Source organism: Cellulomonas fimi ATCC 484 (assembly GCF_000212695.1).
Taxonomy (GTDB): Bacteria; Actinomycetota; Actinomycetes; order Actinomycetales; family Cellulomonadaceae; genus Cellulomonas; species Cellulomonas fimi.
Window position 1 is genome coordinate 1,293,396 of record NC_015514.1, and the last position, 20,476, is coordinate 1,313,871.

The following is a 20,476-nucleotide window of genomic DNA, read 5'->3' on the forward strand; positions in this document are numbered from 1 at the left end:
GGACCGGTACGTGCGGGCTGCCTAGCGTGGCGGGGCCGGTGGGTGCTGGCCGGGACGGCACGGACGAGGGGGCGCGCGTGGACGAGGTGCGGGGAGCAGGACCGGTCGCGGGCACGGGGGCGCGCGGGCGCCCGGTGCGGGTGCTGCACCACGACGTGTCCGACCGGCCGTTCCTCGTCATCTGGGAGGTCACGCGGGCGTGCGCGCTGGCGTGCCGGCACTGCCGGGCCGACGCGATCCCGCGCCGTGACCCGCGCGAGCTCGACACCGACGACGGCAAGCGGCTCATGGACGACCTGGCGTCGTTCGGGGCACCGCGGCCGCTGCTCGTGCTCACCGGCGGCGACCCGTTCGAGCGGCCCGACCTCACCGAGCTCGTCGCGTACGGCACGTCGATCGGGCTCAGCGTCGCGCTCGCCCCCTCGGTCACGCCGCGGCTGACACGGGACGTGCTGCTCGAGCTGCGGGACGCGGGCGCGAAGGCGGTGTCGGTGTCGCTCGACGGCGCGCAGGCCGAGACGCACGACGCCTTCCGCGGGGTGCCGGGCGTCTACGACGCGACGCTCACCGCGATGGAGGCCGTGCGGTCCGCGGGGATCCGGCTCCAGGTGAACACGACCGTCACGGCGGGGACGGTGCACGAGCTGCCGTGGGTCCTGCGGCGCGTGCTCGACGCCGGCGCCGCGCTGTGGAGCGTGTTCTTCCTCGTCCCGACGGGCCGTGGGCAGACGCTCGGCGCCCTGTCGGCGCAGGACGAGGAGGACGTCCTGCACTGGCTGCACGAGGTCTCCGACCTGGTCGCGGTCAAGGCCACGGAGGCGGCTCACTACCGGCGGATCGCGGTGCAGCGCGCGTCGGTCGCCGACCCGGCCGCGGCGTTCCCCGCCGGCGCGCTGCGTGAGCGGCTGCGCCGGGACACCGCGGTCGCGCTCGCGGGCGGCGACTTCCCGCGGCGGCCCCCGCGGCCCCCGATGGACGTCGGCTCGGGCCGCGGGTTCGCGTTCGTGGACCACGTGGGCGACGTCTACCCGAGCGGGTTCCTCCCGATGGTCGCGGGGTCGGTCCGGCAGGCGCCCTTCTCGCACGTCTACCGCACCTCGCCCGTCCTGACGTCGCTGCGCGACCCCGGCGCGCTCGGCGGCCGCTGCGGGCGCTGCGAGTTCCTGGGCGTGTGCGGCGGGTCGCGCTCGCAGGCGTACGCGCGCACGGGTGACCTCCTCGCGGAGGACCCGAGCTGCGCGTGGGAGCCCGGCCGGGGCGTCCTCGTCGGCTGACCTCCCGCGCGGCTCGTCGCGCGGCACTGCGCACGGTCGTCCAGGCTGGTGGGGCCGGGGGCAGCGCCGGCGGACGACGCGGACCGTGGGGTGAGCGGTGGGCGAGCAGGACGAGACGGCGCTCGACGCGCTGGCGGAGCTCGGTCGGGGCGGGACGTGGGAGGTGCACGGCCGCCGGCTCAAGGTCACGAACCTCGACAAGGTGCTGTTCCCGGGCCGGCCGGGGGAGGCGCCCGTCACCAAGCGTGAGCTGCTGGCGTACGCGGCGCGCATCGCGCCCGTCGTCCTGCCGTACCTGCGCGGGCGGGCGCTCAACCTGCACCGGTACCCCGAGGGCGCCGACCGGCCCGGCTTCTGGCACAAGCAGGTGCCGTCCCATGCGCCGGACTGGCTGCCGCGCTGGGACAACCCGGAGGCCGACGACGGGGAGACGACGACGTACCTGGTCGTCGACGAGCCGGCGGCGCTCGTGTGGGCGGCCAACTTCGGCGCTCTCGAGTGGCACGCGTGGACGTCGCGCACGTCCGACCCGCACCGCCCGACGTACGCGCTGGTCGACATCGACCCGGGCGGCTCGACCACGTGGGACGAGGTGCTCGTGCTCGCCCGGCTCCACCGCGACGCGTTCGCGCACCTCGGCGTCCGCGCGGCGCCCAAGCTCACCGGGCGTCGAGGCGTCCAGGTGTGGGTGCCGGTGGCGGCGGGCCCCGACTTCGCGGAGACGCGAGCGTGGGTCGAGCGTCTGTCGCGCACGGTCGGCGCCGTGGTCCCGGAGCTCGTGAGCTGGCGCTGGGAGGTGCGGGAGCGTGGCGGCCAGGCGCGGCTGGACTACACGCAGAACGCGATCAACAAGACCCTCGTCGCGCCCTACAGCCCGCGGGCCGCCGCCGGGGCGCCGGTGTCGGCCCCGATCACGTGGGACGAGCTCGACGCGCCGTGGCTGCGCCCGGACGCGTTCACGGTCCGCACCGTGCTGGACCGGCTCGCGGAGCGCGGCGACCCGTTCCGTGTGGTCCTCGACGAGGACCAGGTGCTCCCGCGCCTCGGCTGACCTGCACAGGGGCGTGGGCGGCGGCGAGGACCGCCCGGTGACGCGCCCGGCTAGGAACCGGCGCCCGCCGCCCCGGTGCCCACGGCGTCGAGCGGGGCGTGGAGCAGGTCCTCCGTCCGGCCGCGCCCGTGCGGCCCGTCCCAGTCCACGCGTGCGGCACCCGTGGAGAGGTCGACGACGAGCGTCGCCGACGCTCCCGGGTGCGCGACGCCGCGGCGCACGAGCGTGAGGACGGGCCCGTCGAGCGTCACCTCGACGTCACCGTCGAACGCCGGGTGGGTGTTCCGGAACCGGCACAGCCCGAGCAGCGCGCGCACGACGGGCCGGGCGAGGTCGGCGGCGATCTCCTGCGCGGTGTAGTGGTGCCGGTTGACGTCCCGGCCGACGCCCGTCCGCGCGAGCAGGTCGACGTCGTTGCCGCCGGCGAGCGCGCCGACGTAGTAGACCTGCGGGATCCCCGGCGTGAAGAGCTGCACGGCGCGCGCGGCGAGATAGCGGTGGTCGTCGCGGCCGAGCGCGTCGTAGAACGTCGAGTTGACCTGGTAGAGGTCGAGGTTGGACGCGGCCGCACCGGTCGCCTGCGCGGAGGCCCCGCCCGTGCGGGCGTGGATTCCCGCGACGAGCGCGTCGACCTGCTCGGGCGTCAGCAGCCCGGGACGCGGCTCGTCGCCCGGCTCGACCGTCTGGTCCGGGCCGACGTCGATGACGCCGATGCCGTCGTGCGTGTCCAGCACCGTGACCGCGTTGCGGGGGCGGTCGCGCAGCCAGCCGGCCAGCGCGGTTCCGTCGCCCGCGTACAGCGCGTGCAGCACGAGCGGGGGGAGGGCGAAGTCGTAGACGAGGTCGACGGCGCGCCCGATCTCGACCTGGCGCCGGTAGTAGGAGTGCACCTCGACGAGCACGTCGACGCCGCGGGCGCGCGCCTGCGCGGTGAAGTCCTCGATGAAGGCGAACGTCTCGCGCGTCATGAAGCACGTCGTGCCGGGCGTCTTGACGGCGTACCCGACGGCGTCGAGGCGCACGAGCCCGACGCCCGCGGCGGCGACGGCGTCGAGGATCGACGTCAGGTAGGCGCGGCCTGCCTCGGAACGGACGTCGACGTCCACCTGCTGCGGCGTGAACGTCGTCCACACGTACCGCAGCCGGTCGCCGAGCCGCAGCGCCGTGAACGGCAGGCCAGGACGCGGGCGGTAGATCCGGGCGAGGTTCTCCTCGCGGGCGCCGTCGGGGAACACCGACGACAGCGTGAGGAACATCGGCGCGAAGGGCGACGCGTCGCCGCGCGCCCGCACGTCGAGGAACGCGGCGGACTGCGCCGACACGTGGTTGACGATGAGGTCGACCACGACGTCGTGCGTGCGCGCGAGGTCCCGGACGTCCTCCCACGTGCCGAGCCGCGGGTCGACGGCGGTGTGGTCGACGGGGTCGAAGCCGGCGTCGGCGCCGTCGTAGGGCGTGAAGAACGGCAGGACGTGCACCCCGCCGAACGCGCCTGCGAACGGCTCGGAGCGCAGCAGCCGCGCGAGGCCGGGGAGGTCGCCGCCGAGCCGGTCGGCGTAGGTGATGAGCTGCACGGCGTTGCGCGTCGCCACGTCGGCGTCCTCTCTGACGCGTCCGGGGAGCCCCGCCGGGCTGTGGGCGGGCGGTCCGCGGCGGGGCCCGGTCCGGTGTCCCAGGCCGGGCCCCGCCGAGCGGCTGCTACTTCTTGAAGGCGTCCTTGACGTCGTCGACGGCGTCGGCGGCCTTGTCGCCGGCCTGCTTGACGTTGGCCGACGCCTGGTCGCCGCGGCCCTCGGCCTCGAGGCGCTCGTCGTCCGTCGCGCGTCCGACGCCCTCCTTGACCTTGCCCTTCGCCTCTTCGGCGGCGTGCTCGATCTTGTCGTCGAGACCCATGGTGGGCTCCTCTCCGGTCGTGGCGGTCGGGTCAGACGGCGCGTCGTCCGCGCCCGACGAGCCAGCCGATGAGGCTGACGACGAGCAGGATGACGCCGATCCAGAGGAGGACCTGCGCGGCTTCGACGGCGACGCCGAGGACGATCATGACGACGCCGGCGATGATGAGGATGAGCCACAGAGCCATCGGACTGCCTCTCTCGACTCGGCGGCCTCGTGACCACCGACCTGACCCGGTGACCAGGGTTCTTCGGTCACCACACGACATCGTCCTGCCGCAAGGGGCGTCTCGCATGTCGGGCGAGGGGCGCGGGCGGGTGGTATTCGGATCGCCGTCCGCACGGGTGCCGGCCGGCTCCGGCGTGCGCGGTGGACACCGCTGTCCACGATGTGAGCCGCGCCCGGCAGATAGTTGACCGATCCAGTCGGGTTTTCTACTGTTCTCGGCACCGGGGTCCGACGGGTCCGGGGTCATGAGCTCCAGCACCAAGCCCCGGCTCGCTGGACGGCAACCCTCCCGCGCGGCGGGGTGCCCCGGGTGACGACCAGGCCGTGGACCCCACGGCAACGGCGCGGACGCAGGCCCAGGGCCTGCCGTGAGGAGAGAGCGATGAGCAGCGGGCGAGCACCCCGGCACGCAGCCGGCCTCACGTGTCGCTGTCGCCCCTGCACGCCCTCCTGTCGCGCCCGCTGAGCACCCCGACGACACCGTCGCCGGCCGGCCACCGGCCCCCCGCACAGGCACAGGCTCCCGCGCAGCCCGAGCGCTGACGCGCCGTCGCGGCCCCTGCCGCACCCGTCCCACGCACCCGCCACGCCCCGGTCCGGGCGCGCACCCGCGCGTCCGCACCGCCGCGCACCCCGAAACGGATGGCACCCCCATGACCGTCTCTCCCCGCAGCACCCACCTCGGCCTCGACCTCTCCGACGCCGGCCCGCACCCCGAGGCGTGGCGCACGTCCGGGTCGGAGCCGCACCGGCTCTTCGACCCCGAGCGGCTGCGCGAGCTCGTCGACACCGCGCAGCGCGCGACGCTCGACTTCGTCCTGTTCGACGACGCGTTCGCGCTCCACACGAGCCGCAACACCACGTTGCGGGGGCGGCTCGACGCGGCCCTCGTCTCGGCGCGGCTCGCCCCCCGCAGCGCGGGCATCGGGCTGGTCGCGACGGTCGACACCACGCACACCGAGCCGTTCCACGTCGCCAAGGCGCTGCAGACGATCGACCACGTCAGCCACGGGCGCGCCGCCTGGCAGGTCGCCTGGTCGACGTCGCCGCAGGTCACCGCGGCCTTCGGACGCAAGCAGGTGCAGGACGAGGCCGACGCGGTCGCCGAGGCCGACGAGGCCGTCGACGTCGTGCGCAAGCTCTGGGACAGCTGGGAGGACGACGCGGAGATCCGCGACGTCGCGACCGGCCGGTTCGTCGACCGCGACAAGATCCACCGGATCGACCACGAGGGCGTCCGGTTCGTCGTGCGCGGGTCGTCGATCACACCGCGCTCGCCGCAGGGCCAGCCGCCCGTCGTCGTGCGTGCGACCTCGTCGCCCGCGCGTGCCTTCGCCGCGCACCAGGCGGACGTCGTCCGGATCGCCGTGACCGACCGCGCGGACGCCGCCGTGCAGCGCGCCGAGATCCGGGCCGCCGCCGCGGCCGTCGGGCGCGACCCCGACGAGATCCGGGTCCTCGCGGACGTGCTCGTCGTGCTGGGCGGGACCGCCGCCGCGGCACGCGAGCGCCTGGCCCTGCTCGACGCGCTCGCCGGCGACGCACGCCGACCCGACGGGTACGCGCACGTCGGGACGGCCGCGGAGCTCGCGGCGACCGTCGAGGACTGGACGGTCACGGGCGCGGTCGACGGGTTCGTGCTGCGGCCTGCCGCGCTGCACACCGACGTCGACGGCATCGCCGACGAGGTGGTCCCGCTGCTGCGCGCCGCGGGAGCGTTCCGCGACACCTACCCCGGCACGACGCTGCGCGACACCCTCGGGCTCGCGCGCCCCGCCTCCCGCTACGCCTCCGCGATCGCCTGAGCCGCGCCATGACCGTCCCCCGCAAGCAGGTCCACCTCGGCGCGCACTTCCCGGGCGTCAACTCGACCACCGTCTGGACCGAGCCCGACTCGGGCAGCCAGATCGACTTCGCGTCGTTCGAGCACCTCGCCCGCTCGGCCGAGGACGCGCGCCTCGACTTCTTCTTCCTCGCCGAGGGCCTGCGCCTGCGCGAGCACAAGGGCGAGATCTTCGACCTCGACGTCGTCGGGCGGCCCGACACCCTGCCCGTGCTCGCCGCGCTCGCGGCCGTGACCGACCGGCTGGGCCTGGTCGGCACGATCAACACGACGTTCAACGAGCCGTGGGAGGTCGCGCGGCAGTTCGCGACGCTCGACGTGCTCTCGGGCGGGCGCGCCGCGTGGAACCTCGTGACGTCGCCCGACGCGTTCACCGGTGCGAACTTCCGCCGCGGCGGCTTCCTGCCCTACGAGCAGCGCTACGAGCGGGCCGCCGAGCTCGTCGCGGTCGCCCGCGCGCTCTGGGACTCGTGGGACGACGACGCCGTGCTGGGCGACCGCGAGGGTGGTGCGTTCCTGCGGGACGTCGAGCACGTCGGCCCGCACTTCCAGGTGCGCGGCACGTTCCCGACGCCGCGCGGCCCGCAGGGGCACCCGGTGCTCTTCCAGGCCGGCGACTCCGGGCAGGGTCGCGACTTCGCCGCCGCGACCGCGGACGTCGTGTTCTCCATGCACTCGACCTTCGAGGACGGCCGGGCGTTCTACCGGGACGTCAAGGACCGGCTGCCCGCGCTCGGCCGCCGGGAGGACTCGCTGAAGATCCTGCCGGCGACGAGCGTCGTGCTCGGCGACACCGCCGAGGACGCCGCCGAGCGGGCGCGCGTCATCCGGCGCCAGCAGGTCTCCGGCCCGGGCGCGATCGCGTTCCTCGAGCAGGTGTGGGGCGTGGACCTCACCGCCTACGACCCCGACGGGCCCCTGCCCGACGTGGAGCCCGACGTCGGCAACGCCGACATCACGCGGGGCCGCGTGCGGCACGTCAAGGACCCGCGCCCCGTGGTCGCCGCGTGGCGCGCGCGGGCCGAGGCCGAGCGCCTGTCGATCCGCGACCTCGTCATCGCGGTGACCAGCCGGGGCGGGTTCGTCGGGACGCCCACGCACGTGGCCGACGAGATCGACCGCTACGTCCAGCAGGACGCGAGCGACGGCTTCATCCTCGTGCCGCACCTCACGCCGCACGGTCTCGACGACGTGCTGGCGACGGTCGTGCCGCTGCTGCAGGAGCGCGGCTCCTTCCGGGCCGAGTACGCCGGCCCGACGCTGCGCGACCACCTCGGGCTCGACCGCCCGGCCGAGGGCCGTGCCGCGACCGCCCACCTCGACCAGCAGCCCGTCGGCTGACAGGAGCGCCACGATGACCGACACCGCCACCCGCCCGCCGGCCGCCCCGGCCGACTCCGGCGCGCCCGCCGGCGCGGCGACCGACCCACGTGCCGCCTGGGAGGCCTGGCACGCCGAGCGTGAGCGCGCCCTCACCGCCCCGCACGGCTGGCTCACGCCCGTCGCCCTGCTGTGGCTGCGCGCGCAGCGCCGCCTCCTGCCCGGGCTGCCCGGGCTCTGGTCGGCCGACGACGACGGCGCGCACCTGCTCGCGGTCGACGACGACGCCCTGACCGACGCCGACGGACCGGTGCGCGGGGAACGCACCTGGCACGTGCCGGAGGACGGCTCGCTCGTCGTCGCGCGCCACCTGCCCGCCGGCCGGGACCCGCTCGCGGCGCCCGACGAGGTCGAGGTCGTCGTCGAGCTCGTGCGGCGCACCGGCCGCTACGGCCTTCGGCTGCGCGACCCGCAGGCCGCGACGCGGGGCCGGTTCACCGGCGTGCCGACGTTCCCGTACGACGAGTCCTGGGTGCTCGACGCGCCCGTGCGCTGGTACGACGCGCCGCAGCAGGTCGTCGTCGGTGCGGCGCAGCCCGGGCTCGTGCACGACGCGACCGTGGTCGGGGAGGTCGACGTGGAGCGGGGCGGCACCGTCCGCACGCTGCGTCTCGTGGAGGCGCCCGGCACCGACGGCGTCGCGCTGCTGTTCTCCGACGAGGCCGACGACGTCGCCGGCTGGCGCGTGCTGCACACCGCCCGCACGGCCGACGGGGCGACGACGCTGCGGCTCGACCTCAACCGCACGCTCAACCTGCCCTACGCGTTCACGGACTTCGGCACGTGCCCCTCGCCGGTGCTCGGCAACCACCTGCCGTTCGCCGTCGAGGCGGGCGAGCGCACGCCGACCGGCACGCGGACCGAGCGGAGGACCGCATGAGCACCCTCGACCTGCGCCACGACGACGTGCACCGCCGCGTCGCCGGTGTCGTCCCCGTGCCCGTCGCGGACGTCCCGCGTGACGCGGCGACCTCCGCGGTGTCCGGGCGCGAGGAGCTCGAGCGCCTGCGCGTCGTGCCGTCGCGGCACCCGGCCCGCTGGGTCGCGACGGCCGCGGTGGCCGTCCTGCTCGCCATGGTCGTGAGCTCGCTCGCGACGAACGAGAAGTGGGGCTGGGACGTCGTCACGCAGTACCTCACCTGGCCGTCGGTGCTCGAGGGACTGTGGGGCACGATCCGGCTCACCGCGGTCGCGGCCGTCGTCGGCTTCGGGCTCGGCACCGTGCTCGCGCTCATGCGCCTGTCCCGCTCGCCGTTGCTGCAGTCCGTCGCGTGGGCGTACGTCTGGGTGTTCCGGTCGGTGCCTCTCATCCTGCAGCTGCTGCTCTGGTACAACCTCGCGTACCTCTACCCGACGCTCACGCTCGGCATCCCGTTCGGGCCCGCGTTCACCGAGTTCGGCACGCTCGACGTGGTCGACAAGTTCGGTGCGGCGATCCTCGGGCTCGGGCTCTCGCAGGCCGCGTACTCCTCGGAGATCGTCCGGGCGGGCATCCTCGGCGTCGACCAGGGCCAGCACGAGGCGGCGGCGGCGCTCGGCATCCCGCGGGCCCGCCAGCAGTGGCGGATCGTGCTGCCGCAGGCCATGCGCACCATCGTCCCGACCTCGGTCAACGAGGTGATCGGCCTGGTCAAGGGCACGTCGGTCGTCTACGTGCTCGCGTACGGCGAGCTGTTCTACACCGTGGGCGTCATCTACGGCCGCAACCTGCAGGTGGTCCCGCTGCTGCTCGTCGCAGGCATCTGGTACCTCGTGCTCACGACCGTCCTCACGGTCGCGCAGTTCTACCTCGAGCGGTACTACGCCCGCGGCGCGCTGCGCACCCTCCCGCCGACGCCGCTGCAGCGCGCGCGGCGTGCGGTCCGCCGGTCGTGGACCCGACTCACCGCCCGGGGAGGTGCCGCGTAACCGCCACGACCACCGCACCCGGCGGGCTGCTCGAGGTGCACGGCGTGCACAAGAGCTACGGCACGCTCGAGGTCCTGCAGGGCGTCGACCTCGTGGTCCGGCCCGGCGAGGTGACCGTCGTCATCGGGCCCTCGGGCTCCGGCAAGTCGACGCTGCTGCGCGTCATCAACCACCTGGAGAAGGTGGACCGCGGCTTCGTCGCGCTCGACGGCGACCTCATCGGCTACGCCCGCCGCGGCGACACGCTCCGGGAGCTCAAGGAGAAGGAGATCCTCCGGCAGCGCACCCGCATCGGGTTCGTCTTCCAGAGCTTCCACCTGTTCCCGCACCTCACCGCGCTGGAGAACGTCACCGAGGCGCCGATCTCGGCGCAGGGCCGGCCGCGCGCCGAGGTCGAGGCCGAGGCGCGGGCGCTCCTGGAGCGCGTCGGGCTGGCCGACAAGGCCGACGCCCGCCCGCGGCAGCTGTCCGGCGGGCAGCAGCAGCGCGTCGCGATCGCCCGGGCGCTCGCCACCCGACCCACGGTGCTGCTCTTCGACGAGCCGACCTCCGCGCTCGACCCCGAGCTCGTCGGCGAGGTCCTCGACGTCATCCACGACCTCGCGCACGGCGGCACGACCATCGTGCTCGTCACGCACGAGATCGCGTTCGCCCGCCAGATCGCCGACACCGTCGTCTTCATGGACGGCGGCCGGGTCGTCGAGCAGGGCCCGCCCGCCCAGGTGCTCGACCACCCCGTCCACGCCCGCACCCGGGCGTTCCTCGACAAGGTCCTCTGACCCGTCGCGCCGGCACTGCCCGGCGACCCGCTCCGCCCCCGAGAAGCACCGCACCCGTCCCCGTCCGAGGGACCACACGAGAGGCACCACCGATGACAACGCCCCGCACCCGCCGAGCCCCCGGCCGCACCCGGCTCCTCGCCGCGGCCGTCGCCCTCCCGCTGCTCGTCGCGCTCGCCGCCTGCTCGTCGAGCGCGGAGGCGCAGGACGAGGCCGGGGGGAGCGACCTGCAGGAGGCCGCGGACAAGGCCGGCCTGGAGGTCAACACGACGCCCGACCAGGACCGCATCCGCACCACGGAGAGCGCCGAGGCGATCGCGCTGCTGCCCGACGCCTACAAGGACGTGGACACGCTGACGGTGTCCGTCTCCGCGTACGTCGCGCCGCTCGCGTTCCTCGCGGACGACGAGAAGACGCCCATCGGCAACGAGACCGACATCGCGCAGCTCATCGGCGACGCCCTCGGCAAGAAGGTCGAGTGGGAGGTCAAGGCGTGGGCCGACTGGCCGCTCGCGCTGCAGTCCGGCGACGTCGACGCCTCCATCTCCAACATCACGGTGACCGAGGAGCGCAAGGAGCTCTACGACTTCGCGTCCTACCGCAACGACCAGCTCGGCTGGCTCACACGCGCCGACTCCGACCTGGAGTCGATCACCGAGCCCGCGGACATCGCGGGCCTCACCGTGGCCGTCGGCTCCGGCACGAACCAGGAGAAGATCCTGCTGGCGTGGGACGAGGAGAACACGGCCGCCGGCCTCGAGCCGATCACGGTCGAGTACTTCGAGAACGACGGCGACACGATCCTCGCGCTGCAGTCCGGCCGCATCGACGTCTCGTTCGGCCCGAACGCGACGGCCGCGTACAAGGTCCGCGTCTCGCCCGACGAGTTCAAGGTCGTCGGCACGCTCAACGGCGGCTGGCCGAACACCGCGCAGATCGCCGCCGCGACGCTCAAGGGCAACGGCCTGTCCGCCGCGTTCACGGCCGCGCTGAACCACGCGATCGAGGACGGCTCCTACGCCCAGGTCCTCGAGCGCTGGGGCCTGCAGGACGAGGCGATCGAGAAGTCCGAGGAGAACCCGCCGGGGCTCCCGAAGACCGAGTGACCCCTGCGGGCCGGCCGGGTGCGCACGCCCGGCCGGCCCGCACGAGCCGCGGCCGCGGCCCGCGCGACCGTCCCGGCTCCGGCCGCCATCGAAGGAGACACCGCATGAGCCTCGTGGACCACGTCGTCGTCGGCGGCGGCGTGATGGGCTCCGCCGCCGCCTGGCAGCTCGCCCGGCGCGGCCGGGACGTCGTGCTGCTCGAGCGGTTCGCGCCCGGCCACGCGCACGGCGCGTCGCACGGCAGCGGCCGCATCTACCGCACGACCTACACGCAGGCCGAGTACCTGGACCTCGCGCAGGAGGCGCTCCCGCTGTGGTCGGCCGTCGCCGACGAGGCCGACGTGGCGCCCGTGCTCAAGCACACCGACGGGATCAGCCACGGCCCGGGCCTGCAGGACCTCGCGGACGCACTGGCCGCGCGCCGCGTCGCCGCCCGGCTCGTCGACCCCGCCGAGGCGGCGGAGCGGTGGCCCGGGCTGAGGTTCGAGCTGCCGGTCCTGCACGAGAGCCGCACCGCCGGTCGCCTGCACGCCGACCGCGCGGTCGAGGCGCTGCAGCGCGCCGCGCGCCGGCACGGTGCGAGCGTCCGGCACGGCGAGCAGGTCACCGCGCTCGTGCCCGTCCCCGGGGGTGTGCTGGTCCGGACCGCGACCGACGAGCTCGTCGCCCGCTCGGTCGTCGTCGCCGTCGGCGCCTGGACGCAGCGGCTCCTGACCGCGGCGGACGGCCCGGACGCGCGGGACGTCTCCGACGGGCTGCCGCCGCTCGTCGTCACGCAGGAGCAGCCGGCGCACGTCGCGCTGCGCCCGCACGCGCCCACCCCCGAGAGCTGGCCGGTGTTCACGCACCAGCCGCGCGACCTCGCCGGATGGCCCAGCGGGACCTACGGGCTCGTCGACCCGGTGGAGGGCCTGAAGATCGGGTTCCACGGGGTCGGACCCGTGACCGACCCCGACCGGCGGACCTACCGGCCCGAGCCGGGGCAGCTCGCGCTGCTGCGCGACTACGTCCGGGCCTGGGTGCCGGGTGCGGACCCCGACCACCTCGTCCCCGTCTCCTGCACCTACACGACGACGCCCGACCACGACTTCGTGCTCGACCGCCGCGGCCGCGTGGTCGTCGCCGCGGGCTTCTCCGGCCACGGCTTCAAGTTCGCCCCGGCCGTCGGGCGCGTCCTCGCCGACCTCGCCGCGGAGGACCCCGACATACCCTCGCGGGCCGTCGCCGCCCGGTTCGCGCTGCACCGGCTCGGCACCCGCGCCCCCGCCTGAGCGCCCGCCCCCCGAACCCTCGCGCCACCCCCGCACCACCGACGACAGGACCGCCATGAGCCCCACCACCCCCGCCCGCGTCCCGCTCTCGATCCTCGACCTCGCGGTCGTCGGCGAGGGCGCCACGGGGCAGGACGCGATCCGCGCCAGCCTCGACCTCGCGGTGCGGGCCGACGCGCTCGGCTACCGCCGGTTCTGGTTCGCCGAGCACCACCTCGCGCCCGGGGTCGCCTCGGCGTCGCCCGCCGTGCTCGCCGCGCTGACGGCCGAGCGCACCGCGCGGATCAGGGTCGGGTCGGGCGCGGTGCTGCTCAGCACCACGAGCCCGCTCGTCGCGGCCGAGCAGTTCGGTGCCGTCGCCGCGCTGCACCCCGGACGCGTCGACCTCGGCCTCGGCCGGGCGTTCGCACCACCCGCGTCCGGCGCGACGTCGACGGCGCCCGGAGCGGCGACCGGAGCCGAGGTGGCCGCGACCGCAGCCGCGCCGGCCGCGTCCGCTGCGCCGCACCGCGCGCCGCAGCCCGCGCGCGACGTCGACGGTCTGCACGTCCCCGCGGCCCCGCCGCTCGACCGCGGCGACTCGGCGCTGCGCGAGCGGTTCCTCGCGCAGGCCCGCGTCGTCGGCGCGAGCCGCACGCCCGGCGTCTTCCGCGAGGAGCTCGAGGTCGTCCTCGGGCTCCTCGCCGGGACGTTCCACGACGCCGACGGCCGGCACCACGTCAGCCCGCCCGTGCAGGGCGCCGGCCTCGACGTGTGGGTCCTCGCGTCGAGCGGCGGCGAGAGCGCCCGCGTCGCGGGCGAGCTGGGCCTGCCGCTCGCCGCGAACTACCACGTGAGCCCCGCGACGGTGCTGGAGACCGTCGAGCAGTACCGCGCGGCGTTCCGGCCGGGCGTGCTCGACGCGCCGTACGTCGTGGTGTCCGCCGACGTGCTCGCCGCCGAGACGGACGAGCGGGCCGCGGCGCTGGCCGACGGGTTCGCCGACTGGGTGCTGTCGATCCGCGGCGGCGGCGGGGCGGCCACCTACCGCCGCCCCGGCACGGGCACCCGCTGGGAGGACCGCCCCGAGGACGAGCGGGCGTTGCTGCTCGACCGCGTGAGCACGCGGTTCGTCGGCAGCGCGGCGACCGTCGTCGCGCGGCTGGAGGCGCTGCAGCGCGTGACGGGCGCCGACGAGCTCCTGCTCACCACCGAGGTGCACGACCCGGACGACCGCGTGCGCTCGTTCGAGCTCGTCGCGCAGGCGTGGGCGGCACCCGCCGCACGCGCCACCCACGCCGCGGACCGCGAGCCCGTCTCCGCAGCCGTCTGACAGACCCCCGCCGCCCCGCGGACCCACCGAGAGCAGGAGAGACCGTGCCCGTCGAGTTCCTCGGCATCGCCACCACCAGCGACGCCTCCGAGACGTCCGAGCGCACCACCGCACCGTTCGACCGCCAGTACCTCGAGCGGATCGTCCGGACGCACGAGGAGTACGGCTGGACCCGCGTGCTGTTCGCCTACGGCTCGTCGGGCCCGGAGCCGTCCGCGCTGCTCGCGCACGCCGCCGCGCGCACCGAGACGATCGAGCTGCTGCTCGCGCACCGGCCCAACGTGTCGTACCCGACGTTCGCCGCGAAGTCGTTCGCGACGCTCGACCAGCTCTCCGAGGGCCGGCTGTCGGTGCACTTCATCACCGGCGGCAACGACCACGAGCAGCGGCGCGAGGGCGACACGCTGACGAAGGACGAGCGGTACGCCCGCACGCAGGAGTACATCCAGGTCGTCAAGAAGGCGTGGGCGAGCCGCGAGCCGTTCGACCACGCCGGCGACTTCTACGAGTTCCGCGACTTCGTGCTCGACGTCACGCCGTACGAGGGTCGCACCCCGACGATCTCGTTCGGCGGCTCGTCCGACGCCGCGTACCGGGTGGGCGCCGCCGAGGCCGACATCTTCGCCGTGTGGGGCGAGCCGCTCGACCGGACCGCCGAGCAGGTCGCGCGCATCCACCGCGAGGCCGCCGCCGCGGGCCGCGTCACCCCGCCGCGCATCCACGCCGCGTTCCGGCCGATCATCGCGCCGACCGAGGAGCTCGCCTGGCAGAAGGCGCACGCGGTCCTCGGCCGTATCGAGGCGCGCACGGCGGCGCTCGGCGGCACGCTCGGCCGCCACCACCCGGTCGACGCCCCGCAGAACACCGGGTCGCAGCGCCTCCTGCAGATCGCTGCGCAGGGCGAGCGGTTCGACACCGCGCTCTGGACCGCCACGGCGAAGGCGACCGGCGGGGCGGGCAACTCGAACGCGCTGGTGGGCACGCCCGAGACCGTCGCCCAGGCGCTGCTCGCCTACTACGACCTCGGCGTCCGCGTGATCTCCGCGCGCGGGTACGACCTGCTGCACGACGCCGCCGACTTCGGCCGCTACGTCATCCCGCTCGTCCGCGAGGGTGTCGCCGCGCGCGACGCCGCCGCGGCGCAGGCCGCCTGAGGGGACGGGACATGCGCTTCCAGCTGCTCGACATCGTCTTCAACCCGCCGCACCCCGTCACGGGCGAGGCCGTCCCGCCGTCCGACCGGCTCCAGCGCGTGATCGACCACGCGGTCCTCGCCGAAGAGCTCGGGTTCGACTCGTTCGCCGTGGGGGAGCGGCACGCCGGCGAGGTGCTGTCGTCGGCACCGACCGTGATCCTCGGTGCCGTCGCCGCGAGCACGTCCCGCATCCTGCTGTCCACGGGCGTGACGGTGCTGTCGCTGCTGGACCCGGTGCGCGTCGCCGAGGACCTCGCGACCGTCGACCAGCTGAGCCGCGGGCGGCTGGAGATCGTCATCGGCAAGGGCAACGAGGTGCTGCAGTACCCGCTGCTGGGCCTCGACATCGCGAAGCAGTACGAGTACCTCGAGGAGAACTACGAGCTGCTGCGGCTGCTGCTGTCCGGCGAGGACGTCTCCTGGCAGGGCCGCCACCGGCCGTCGCTGGAGCACGCCACGACCCTGCCGCGACCGTTCTCCGGGCCCTTCCGCATCTGGCACGGGTCCGCGACCTCGCGGTTCGCGGTCGAGCTCGCCGCCCGGTGGGGTGACCCGATCGTCTCCGCGAACGCGCTGCAGCCGCGCGAGGCCTACCAGGTCCTCATCGATCACTACCGGGAGCAGCACGCCGCGCACGGGCACGACCCCCGGCACGCGTACGTCGGGTCGGGGTCCGGCGGGCTGTTCCTCGCCGACACCACCGAGGAGGCCGTCGAGCAGTACCGGCCGCTGTACGAGGGCCTGGTCCGCGCTCAGGACGCGCGTCGGCACGACCCCGCCGCGGTCGGGAAGGTGACGAGCTTCCGGACGATCGAGGACGCCGTCGAGCGGGGCCCCGCGCTCGTCGGCTCGCCCGAGCGGGTCGCCGAGAAGATCCTCGACTACCACGCCAGCTTCGGCCACGACCTGCAGTCGGTCTCCGTGAACCACCTCCTCGAGCCGTCACGGCAGGAGGACGTGCTGCGCAGGTTCGCCGAGGAGGTCGTGCCGCTCGTGCAGGCGGAGGTGTCGACGACCCTGTGGTCCGCCGCCGACGAGCGCCGCGCGGCGGGGTTCACCGCCACGGGCGCCGTGCCGCAGCGAGCCTGAGCCGCCCGGCGAAAGCGCTCCGTGCTGGTTGCGCGTGCTGGCAGGATTCCGGGGTGCTCCTCACCCTGACGGCCCGCGGCGACGGCGCCCGTGACCTCGGCTTCCTGCTGCACAAGCACCCCGACCGGGTCCAGCGCTTCGAGCAGGCGTTCGGCGTCGCCCACGTGCTGTACCCGCGGGCGGACGACGACGTCACGACGGTGGCGCTCGTGCTCGAGGTCGACCCGGTCGCGCTCGTGCGGGGCAAGGGCGGCCGGGACGCGGCGTTCAGCCTCGCGCAGTACGTGAACGACCGCCCCTACGCCGCGTCGTCGATGCTCGCCGTCGCGCTCGGCTCGGTGTTCCGGACCGCCATGGCCGGCCGCTGCGACGCCCGACCCGACCTGCCGGGGCGGGCGTGGGACCTCGACGTGCACGTGCCGTCCGTGCCGTGCCGCGGCGGCGCCGACGCCGCACGGCGCCTCTTCGAGCCGCTCGGCTGGGACGTCGACGCCCGCCCGGTGCCGCTCGACCCGCAGCTGCCCGCGTGGGGCGACTCCCGGTACGTCGACCTGCGGCTGCGGGGCACGCTGCGCGTCGCGGACGCGCTCAGCCACCTCTACGTGCTGCTGCCCACGCTCGACGGGGCCAAGCACTACTGGGTCGGCAGCGACGAGGTCGACAAGCTCGTCCGGGTCGGGCAGGGCTGGCTCGCCGAGCACCCCGCACGCGACGAGATCGCCCGCCGGTACCTCGCGCACCGCGGCACGCTCGCGGCGAGCGCGCTCGCCCGGCTCGCCGAGGTGGACGACGTGGCGCCCGAGGCGCTCGACGACGCGGTCCCCGGCGACGTCACCCAGCCCGTCGACGCGCCCGGGGCCGTCGAGGCCGTCCCGGGCGAGGACGGCGACCCGCCCGCCGCGGTGCCGCTCGCCCGCCGCCGCCTCGACGCGGTCGTCGACCGGCTGCGCGCGGCGGGCGCCCGCAGCGTCGTCGACCTGGGCTGCGGCGAGGGGCACCTCCTGAGCGCGCTGCTCTCCGACCCGCGTGTCGACCGGCTGCTGGGCGTCGACGTCTCGCCGCGGGCGCTCACGGTCGCCGCGCGGCGGCTGCACCTCGACACGCTCCCGGACCGGCTGCGCTCCAAGGTCGACCTCGTGCAGTCGTCGGTCACATACACCGACGCGCGGGTCGCCGGGTTCGACGCCGCGGTGCTCATGGAGGTGATCGAGCACGTCGACCCGCCGCGCCTGGCCGCCCTCGAGCGCGCCGTGCTCGGCGCCGCCCGGCCCGCGACGGTGGTCGTGACGACCCCGAACGCGGAGCACAACGTCCGCTACCCGACGCTGGCCGCGGGCACGATGCGCCACCACGACCACCGGTTCGAGTGGACCCGCGCGGAGCTCGCGGCGTGGGCGCACGCCGCCGGCGAGGCGTACGGCTACGACGTCGAGCTGAGCGGCATCGGCGACGACGACCCCGACGTGGGGCCGCCCACGCAGATGGCGGTGCTCGTCCGCCGCACGACCCCCACGGAGGAGGCCCGATGACCGCGCTCGCCGTCCCGGCGCTGTCGCTCGTCGTCCTCGTCGGTGCGTCGGGCTCCGGCAAGTCGACGTTCGCGGCCCGCGCGTTCGGCCCGTTCGAGACGCTCTCGTCGGACTTCTTCCGCGGGCTCGTCTCGAACGACCCCAACGACCAGGGGGCGACGACGGCGGCCTTCGAGGCGCTGCACCACGTCGCCGGTGCCCGGCTGGACGCGGGGCTGCTCACGGTGGTCGACGCGACGAACGTGCAGGCGACCGCGCGGCGCTCGCTGGTCGAGCTCGCGCGTGCGCACGACGTGCTGCCCGTCGCGATCGTCCTCGACCTGCCCGAGGACGTGTGCGTCGCGCGCAACGCCGCCCGCACCGACCGGGACTTCGGCGCGCACGTGGTCACGCGCCAGCGCGACCAGCTGCGGCGCTCGCTGCGCGGGCTGGCGCGCGAGGGGTTCCGGACCGTGCACGTGCTGCGGTCGGTCGAGGAGGTCGACGCCGCGGTGGTCGAGCGGCAGCCGCTGCGCAGCGACCTGCGGCACGACCACGGACCGTTCGACGTCGTCGGCGACGTGCACGGGTGCCGCTCGGAGCTCGAGAGCCTGCTCGGCCGGCTCGGGTACGTCCTCGTGCGCGACGACGCCGGGCGGCCGGTCGACGCCGCCCACCCCGAGGGCCGCCGCGCGCTGTTCGTCGGGGACCTGGTGGACCGGGGTCCGGACAGCCCGGGCGTGCTGCGGCTCGTCATGGGCATGGTCGCGGCGGGGCACGCGCTCGCGGTGCCCGGCAACCACGAGCACAAGCTCGTGCGGGCGCTCGACGGCAGGCAGGTGCAGGCGGCGCACGGCCTCGAGGTCACGCTCGAGCAGCTCGCGGGGGAGAGCGCCGAGTTCCGGCGGGAGGTCCGCGACTTCTGCGACGGGCTCGTCGCGCACCTCGTCCTCGACGACGGCCGGCTCGTCGTCGCGCACGCCGGCCTCAAGGAGGAGTACCACGGGCGTGCGTCGGGACGGGTGCGCTCGTTCGCGCTGTACGGGGACACGACCGGCGAGCGGGACGAGTACGGCCTGCCGGTGCGGCTGGCCTGGCAGGACGACTACCGCGGCCGCGCGACCGTCCTGTACGGCCACACGCCGACGCCCGTGCCGACGTGGGTGAACAACACGATGTGCCTCGACACGGGCTGCGTGTTCGGAGGGCACCTCACTGCGCTGCGCTACCCCGAGCGCGAGGTCGTGCAGGTGCCGGCCGAGCAGGTGTGGTTCGCCTCGCCCAAGCCGTTCCCGGTCGCGGGGACGGACCCTGCCGCGGCCGTAGGGGCGGACCGGCGCGACCCCGACGTGCTCGACGTGAGCGACGTGCTGGGACGCCGGGCCGTCGAGACGCGCCTTCTGGGGCGTGTCACGGTCGCGGAGGAGAACGCGGCGGGCGCGCTCGAGGTCATGAGCCGGTTCGCCGTCGACCCGCGCCGGCTGCTCTACCTGCCGCCCACCATGAGCCCGTGCGCGACCGCACCCGACGGCGACCTGCTGGAGCACCCCGCGGAGGCCTTCGAGGCGTACCGGTCCGACGGCGTCGACCGGGTGGTGTGCGAGGAGAAGCACATGGGCTCGCGCGCCGTCGTGCTCGTCTGCCGGGACGGCGCGACCGCCGCGGCCCGCTTCGGCCTGCCCGACGGCGTCACGGGTGCCGTGCACACCCGCACCGGACGGCCGTTCTTCGACGACGCGCGGGCCGAGGCGCTGCTCGCCGTCGTGCGCGACGCGGCCGGGTCCGCCGGCGTGTGGGACACGCTCGGCCCCGACGGCGGCCCGACCGGCTGGCTGCTGCTCGACGCGGAGCTCATGCCGTGGTCGCTCAAGGCGTCCGAGCTCCTGCGCCAGCAGTACGCGTCGGTCGGCGCGGCGGCACGCACGTCCCTCCCGGCGGCCGTCGCGACGCTGCACGCCGCCGCGGGGCGGGGTCTGGACGTGGGCGACCTGCTCGCCCGCACCGAGTCCCGCAGCCGCAACGCGGACGCGTTCGCCGACGCGTACCGCCGGTACGTGTGGCCGACCGACGGCCTCGACGGGGTGCGCCTCGCGCCGTTCCAGGTGCTCGCTTCCGAGGGGCGCACGTTCGAGACCCACGACCACCTGTGGCACCTCGACGTGGCGGACCGTCTCGCCGCCGCCGACCCGACCGGTGTGCTGCGCACGACGGCCCGGCTCGTCGTCGACCTCGCCGACGAGGCCTCCGTCGCGGCGGGCGTCGCGTGGTGGACCGACCTGACGGCCGCGGGCGGCGAGGGGATGGTCGTCAAGCCGCTCGCGAACCTCGTGCGCGGGCGTCGGGGACCCGTGCAGCCCGGCATCAAGGTCCGCGGCCGCGAGTACCTGAGGATCATCTACGGCCCCGACTACACCGAGCCGCACCACCTGCAGCGGCTGCGGCAGCGCAGCCTCGGGCGCAAGCGCGGGCTCGCGCTGCGGGAGTACGCGCTGGGCCTCGAAGGGCTCGCGCGTGCGGTCGAGGGCGAGCCGCTGTGGCGCGTGCACGAGGCGGTGTTCGCCGTGCTGGCGCTCGAGTCGGAGCCCGTCGACCCGCGCCTGTGACCGGCCGGGCGTACGCCGCCCGCAGCGGGCGCGCTC

At 75.4% G+C, this 20,476-nt stretch carries 17 protein-coding genes and 1 riboswitch; of the genes, 14 read left to right on the forward strand and 3 right to left on the reverse strand.

Annotated features, from left to right (window positions below; genetic code table 11):
- Positions 1-77: 77 nt before the first annotated feature.
- A complete protein-coding gene (locus CELF_RS05960) occupies positions 78-1,274 on the forward strand; it encodes a TIGR04053 family radical SAM/SPASM domain-containing protein (RefSeq protein WP_013770345.1) in 1,197 nt (398 codons plus the stop codon).
- A 97-nt stretch (positions 1,275-1,371) separates the two neighbouring features.
- Positions 1,372-2,325, forward strand: coding sequence for a DNA polymerase domain-containing protein (locus tag CELF_RS05965; RefSeq protein WP_013770346.1), 954 nt, complete (start codon positions 1,372-1,374; stop codon positions 2,323-2,325).
- 50 nt (positions 2,326-2,375) lie between these two features.
- Here the strand turns inward: CELF_RS05965 and gtfA are convergent, their stop codons facing one another.
- From gtfA to CELF_RS20360, 3 genes are all read right to left on the reverse strand, one after another.
- The gene (gene gtfA, locus CELF_RS05970; protein WP_013770347.1) at positions 2,376-3,917 is read right to left on the reverse strand and encodes a sucrose phosphorylase; all 1,542 of its coding nucleotides are present in this window, start codon (positions 3,915-3,917) and stop codon (positions 2,376-2,378) included.
- 106 nt (positions 3,918-4,023) lie between these two features.
- A complete protein-coding gene (locus CELF_RS05975; RefSeq protein ID WP_013770348.1) occupies positions 4,024-4,218 on the reverse strand; it encodes a CsbD family protein in 195 nt (64 codons plus the stop codon).
- Positions 4,219-4,249: 31 nt separating this feature from the next.
- Complete coding sequence (locus tag CELF_RS20360; RefSeq protein ID WP_013770349.1) at positions 4,250-4,405, reverse strand: hypothetical protein; 156 nt, start codon at positions 4,403-4,405, stop codon at positions 4,250-4,252.
- Positions 4,406-4,687: 282 nt separating this feature from the next.
- Positions 4,688-4,795: riboswitch (SAM riboswitch) on the forward strand.
- Positions 4,796-5,099: 304 nt separating this feature from the next.
- Here CELF_RS20360 and CELF_RS05980 point away from each other — a divergent pair.
- The 12 genes from CELF_RS05980 to CELF_RS06035 all read left to right on the forward strand — a co-directional run bounded on the left by CELF_RS05980 (position 5,100) and on the right by CELF_RS06035 (position 20,440).
- A complete protein-coding gene (locus CELF_RS05980; RefSeq protein WP_013770350.1) occupies positions 5,100-6,251 on the forward strand; it encodes an LLM class flavin-dependent oxidoreductase in 1,152 nt (383 codons plus the stop codon).
- A gap of 8 nt (positions 6,252-6,259) precedes the next feature.
- Entirely contained in the window at positions 6,260-7,630 is a 1,371-nt protein-coding gene (locus tag CELF_RS05985) for an NtaA/DmoA family FMN-dependent monooxygenase (protein WP_013770351.1), read from the forward strand.
- Positions 7,631-7,643: 13 nt separating this feature from the next.
- Positions 7,644-8,549 carry a DUF1684 domain-containing protein gene (locus tag CELF_RS05990; RefSeq protein ID WP_013770352.1) on the forward strand — a complete coding sequence of 302 codons (906 nt, stop codon included), beginning with the start codon at positions 7,644-7,646 and terminating at the stop codon, positions 8,547-8,549.
- The gene (locus CELF_RS05995) at positions 8,546-9,577 is read left to right on the forward strand and encodes an amino acid ABC transporter permease (protein WP_013770353.1); all 1,032 of its coding nucleotides are present in this window, start codon (positions 8,546-8,548) and stop codon (positions 9,575-9,577) included. The genes CELF_RS05990 and CELF_RS05995 overlap by 4 nt, the downstream gene beginning before the upstream one ends.
- A 35-nt stretch (positions 9,578-9,612) precedes the next feature.
- Positions 9,613-10,356, forward strand: coding sequence for an amino acid ABC transporter ATP-binding protein (locus CELF_RS06000; RefSeq protein ID WP_013770354.1), 744 nt, complete (start codon positions 9,613-9,615; stop codon positions 10,354-10,356).
- A gap of 92 nt (positions 10,357-10,448) precedes the next feature.
- Positions 10,449-11,462 carry an ABC transporter substrate-binding protein gene (locus tag CELF_RS06005; RefSeq protein WP_013770355.1) on the forward strand — a complete coding sequence of 338 codons (1,014 nt, stop codon included), beginning with the start codon at positions 10,449-10,451 and terminating at the stop codon, positions 11,460-11,462.
- 104 nt (positions 11,463-11,566) lie between these two features.
- Positions 11,567-12,733, forward strand: coding sequence for an FAD-dependent oxidoreductase (locus CELF_RS06010; protein WP_013770356.1), 1,167 nt, complete (start codon positions 11,567-11,569; stop codon positions 12,731-12,733).
- Positions 12,734-12,788: 55 nt separating this feature from the next.
- Complete coding sequence (locus CELF_RS06015; protein WP_013770357.1) at positions 12,789-14,045, forward strand: LLM class flavin-dependent oxidoreductase; 1,257 nt, start codon at positions 12,789-12,791, stop codon at positions 14,043-14,045.
- 44 nt (positions 14,046-14,089) lie between these two features.
- Positions 14,090-15,199 carry an LLM class flavin-dependent oxidoreductase gene (locus CELF_RS06020; RefSeq protein WP_013770358.1) on the forward strand — a complete coding sequence of 370 codons (1,110 nt, stop codon included), beginning with the start codon at positions 14,090-14,092 and terminating at the stop codon, positions 15,197-15,199.
- An 11-nt stretch (positions 15,200-15,210) separates the two neighbouring features.
- A complete protein-coding gene (locus CELF_RS06025) occupies positions 15,211-16,329 on the forward strand; it encodes an LLM class flavin-dependent oxidoreductase (protein ID WP_013770359.1) in 1,119 nt (372 codons plus the stop codon).
- 53 nt (positions 16,330-16,382) lie between these two features.
- Complete coding sequence (locus CELF_RS06030) at positions 16,383-17,858, forward strand: 3' terminal RNA ribose 2'-O-methyltransferase Hen1 (protein WP_013770360.1); 1,476 nt, start codon at positions 16,383-16,385, stop codon at positions 17,856-17,858.
- Positions 17,855-20,440 carry a polynucleotide kinase-phosphatase gene (locus CELF_RS06035; protein WP_013770361.1) on the forward strand — a complete coding sequence of 862 codons (2,586 nt, stop codon included), beginning with the start codon at positions 17,855-17,857 and terminating at the stop codon, positions 20,438-20,440. The genes CELF_RS06030 and CELF_RS06035 overlap by 4 nt, the downstream gene beginning before the upstream one ends.
- Positions 20,441-20,476 lie beyond the last annotated feature (36 nt).

Bases quoted from the DNA above. Each gene is read 5' to 3' on its own strand.
- CELF_RS05975 (WP_013770348.1), bottom strand. From the start codon at position 4,218: ATGGGTCTCGACGACAAGATCGAGCACGCCGCCGAAGAGGCGAAGGGC.
- CELF_RS20360 (WP_013770349.1), bottom strand. From the start codon at position 4,405: ATGGCTCTGTGGCTCATCCTCATCATCGCCGGCGTCGTCATGATCGTC.
- CELF_RS05980 (WP_013770350.1), top strand. From the start codon at position 5,100: ATGACCGTCTCTCCCCGCAGCACCCACCTCGGCCTCGACCTCTCCGAC.
- CELF_RS05985 (WP_013770351.1), top strand. From the start codon at position 6,260: ATGACCGTCCCCCGCAAGCAGGTCCACCTCGGCGCGCACTTCCCGGGC.
- CELF_RS05990 (WP_013770352.1), top strand. From the start codon at position 7,644: ATGACCGACACCGCCACCCGCCCGCCGGCCGCCCCGGCCGACTCCGGC.
- CELF_RS05995 (WP_013770353.1), top strand. From the start codon at position 8,546: ATGAGCACCCTCGACCTGCGCCACGACGACGTGCACCGCCGCGTCGCC.
- CELF_RS06005 (WP_013770355.1), top strand. From the start codon at position 10,449: ATGACAACGCCCCGCACCCGCCGAGCCCCCGGCCGCACCCGGCTCCTC.
- CELF_RS06010 (WP_013770356.1), top strand. From the start codon at position 11,567: ATGAGCCTCGTGGACCACGTCGTCGTCGGCGGCGGCGTGATGGGCTCC.
- CELF_RS06015 (WP_013770357.1), top strand. From the start codon at position 12,789: ATGAGCCCCACCACCCCCGCCCGCGTCCCGCTCTCGATCCTCGACCTC.
- CELF_RS06025 (WP_013770359.1), top strand. From the start codon at position 15,211: ATGCGCTTCCAGCTGCTCGACATCGTCTTCAACCCGCCGCACCCCGTC.
- CELF_RS06035 (WP_013770361.1), top strand. From the start codon at position 17,855: ATGACCGCGCTCGCCGTCCCGGCGCTGTCGCTCGTCGTCCTCGTCGGT.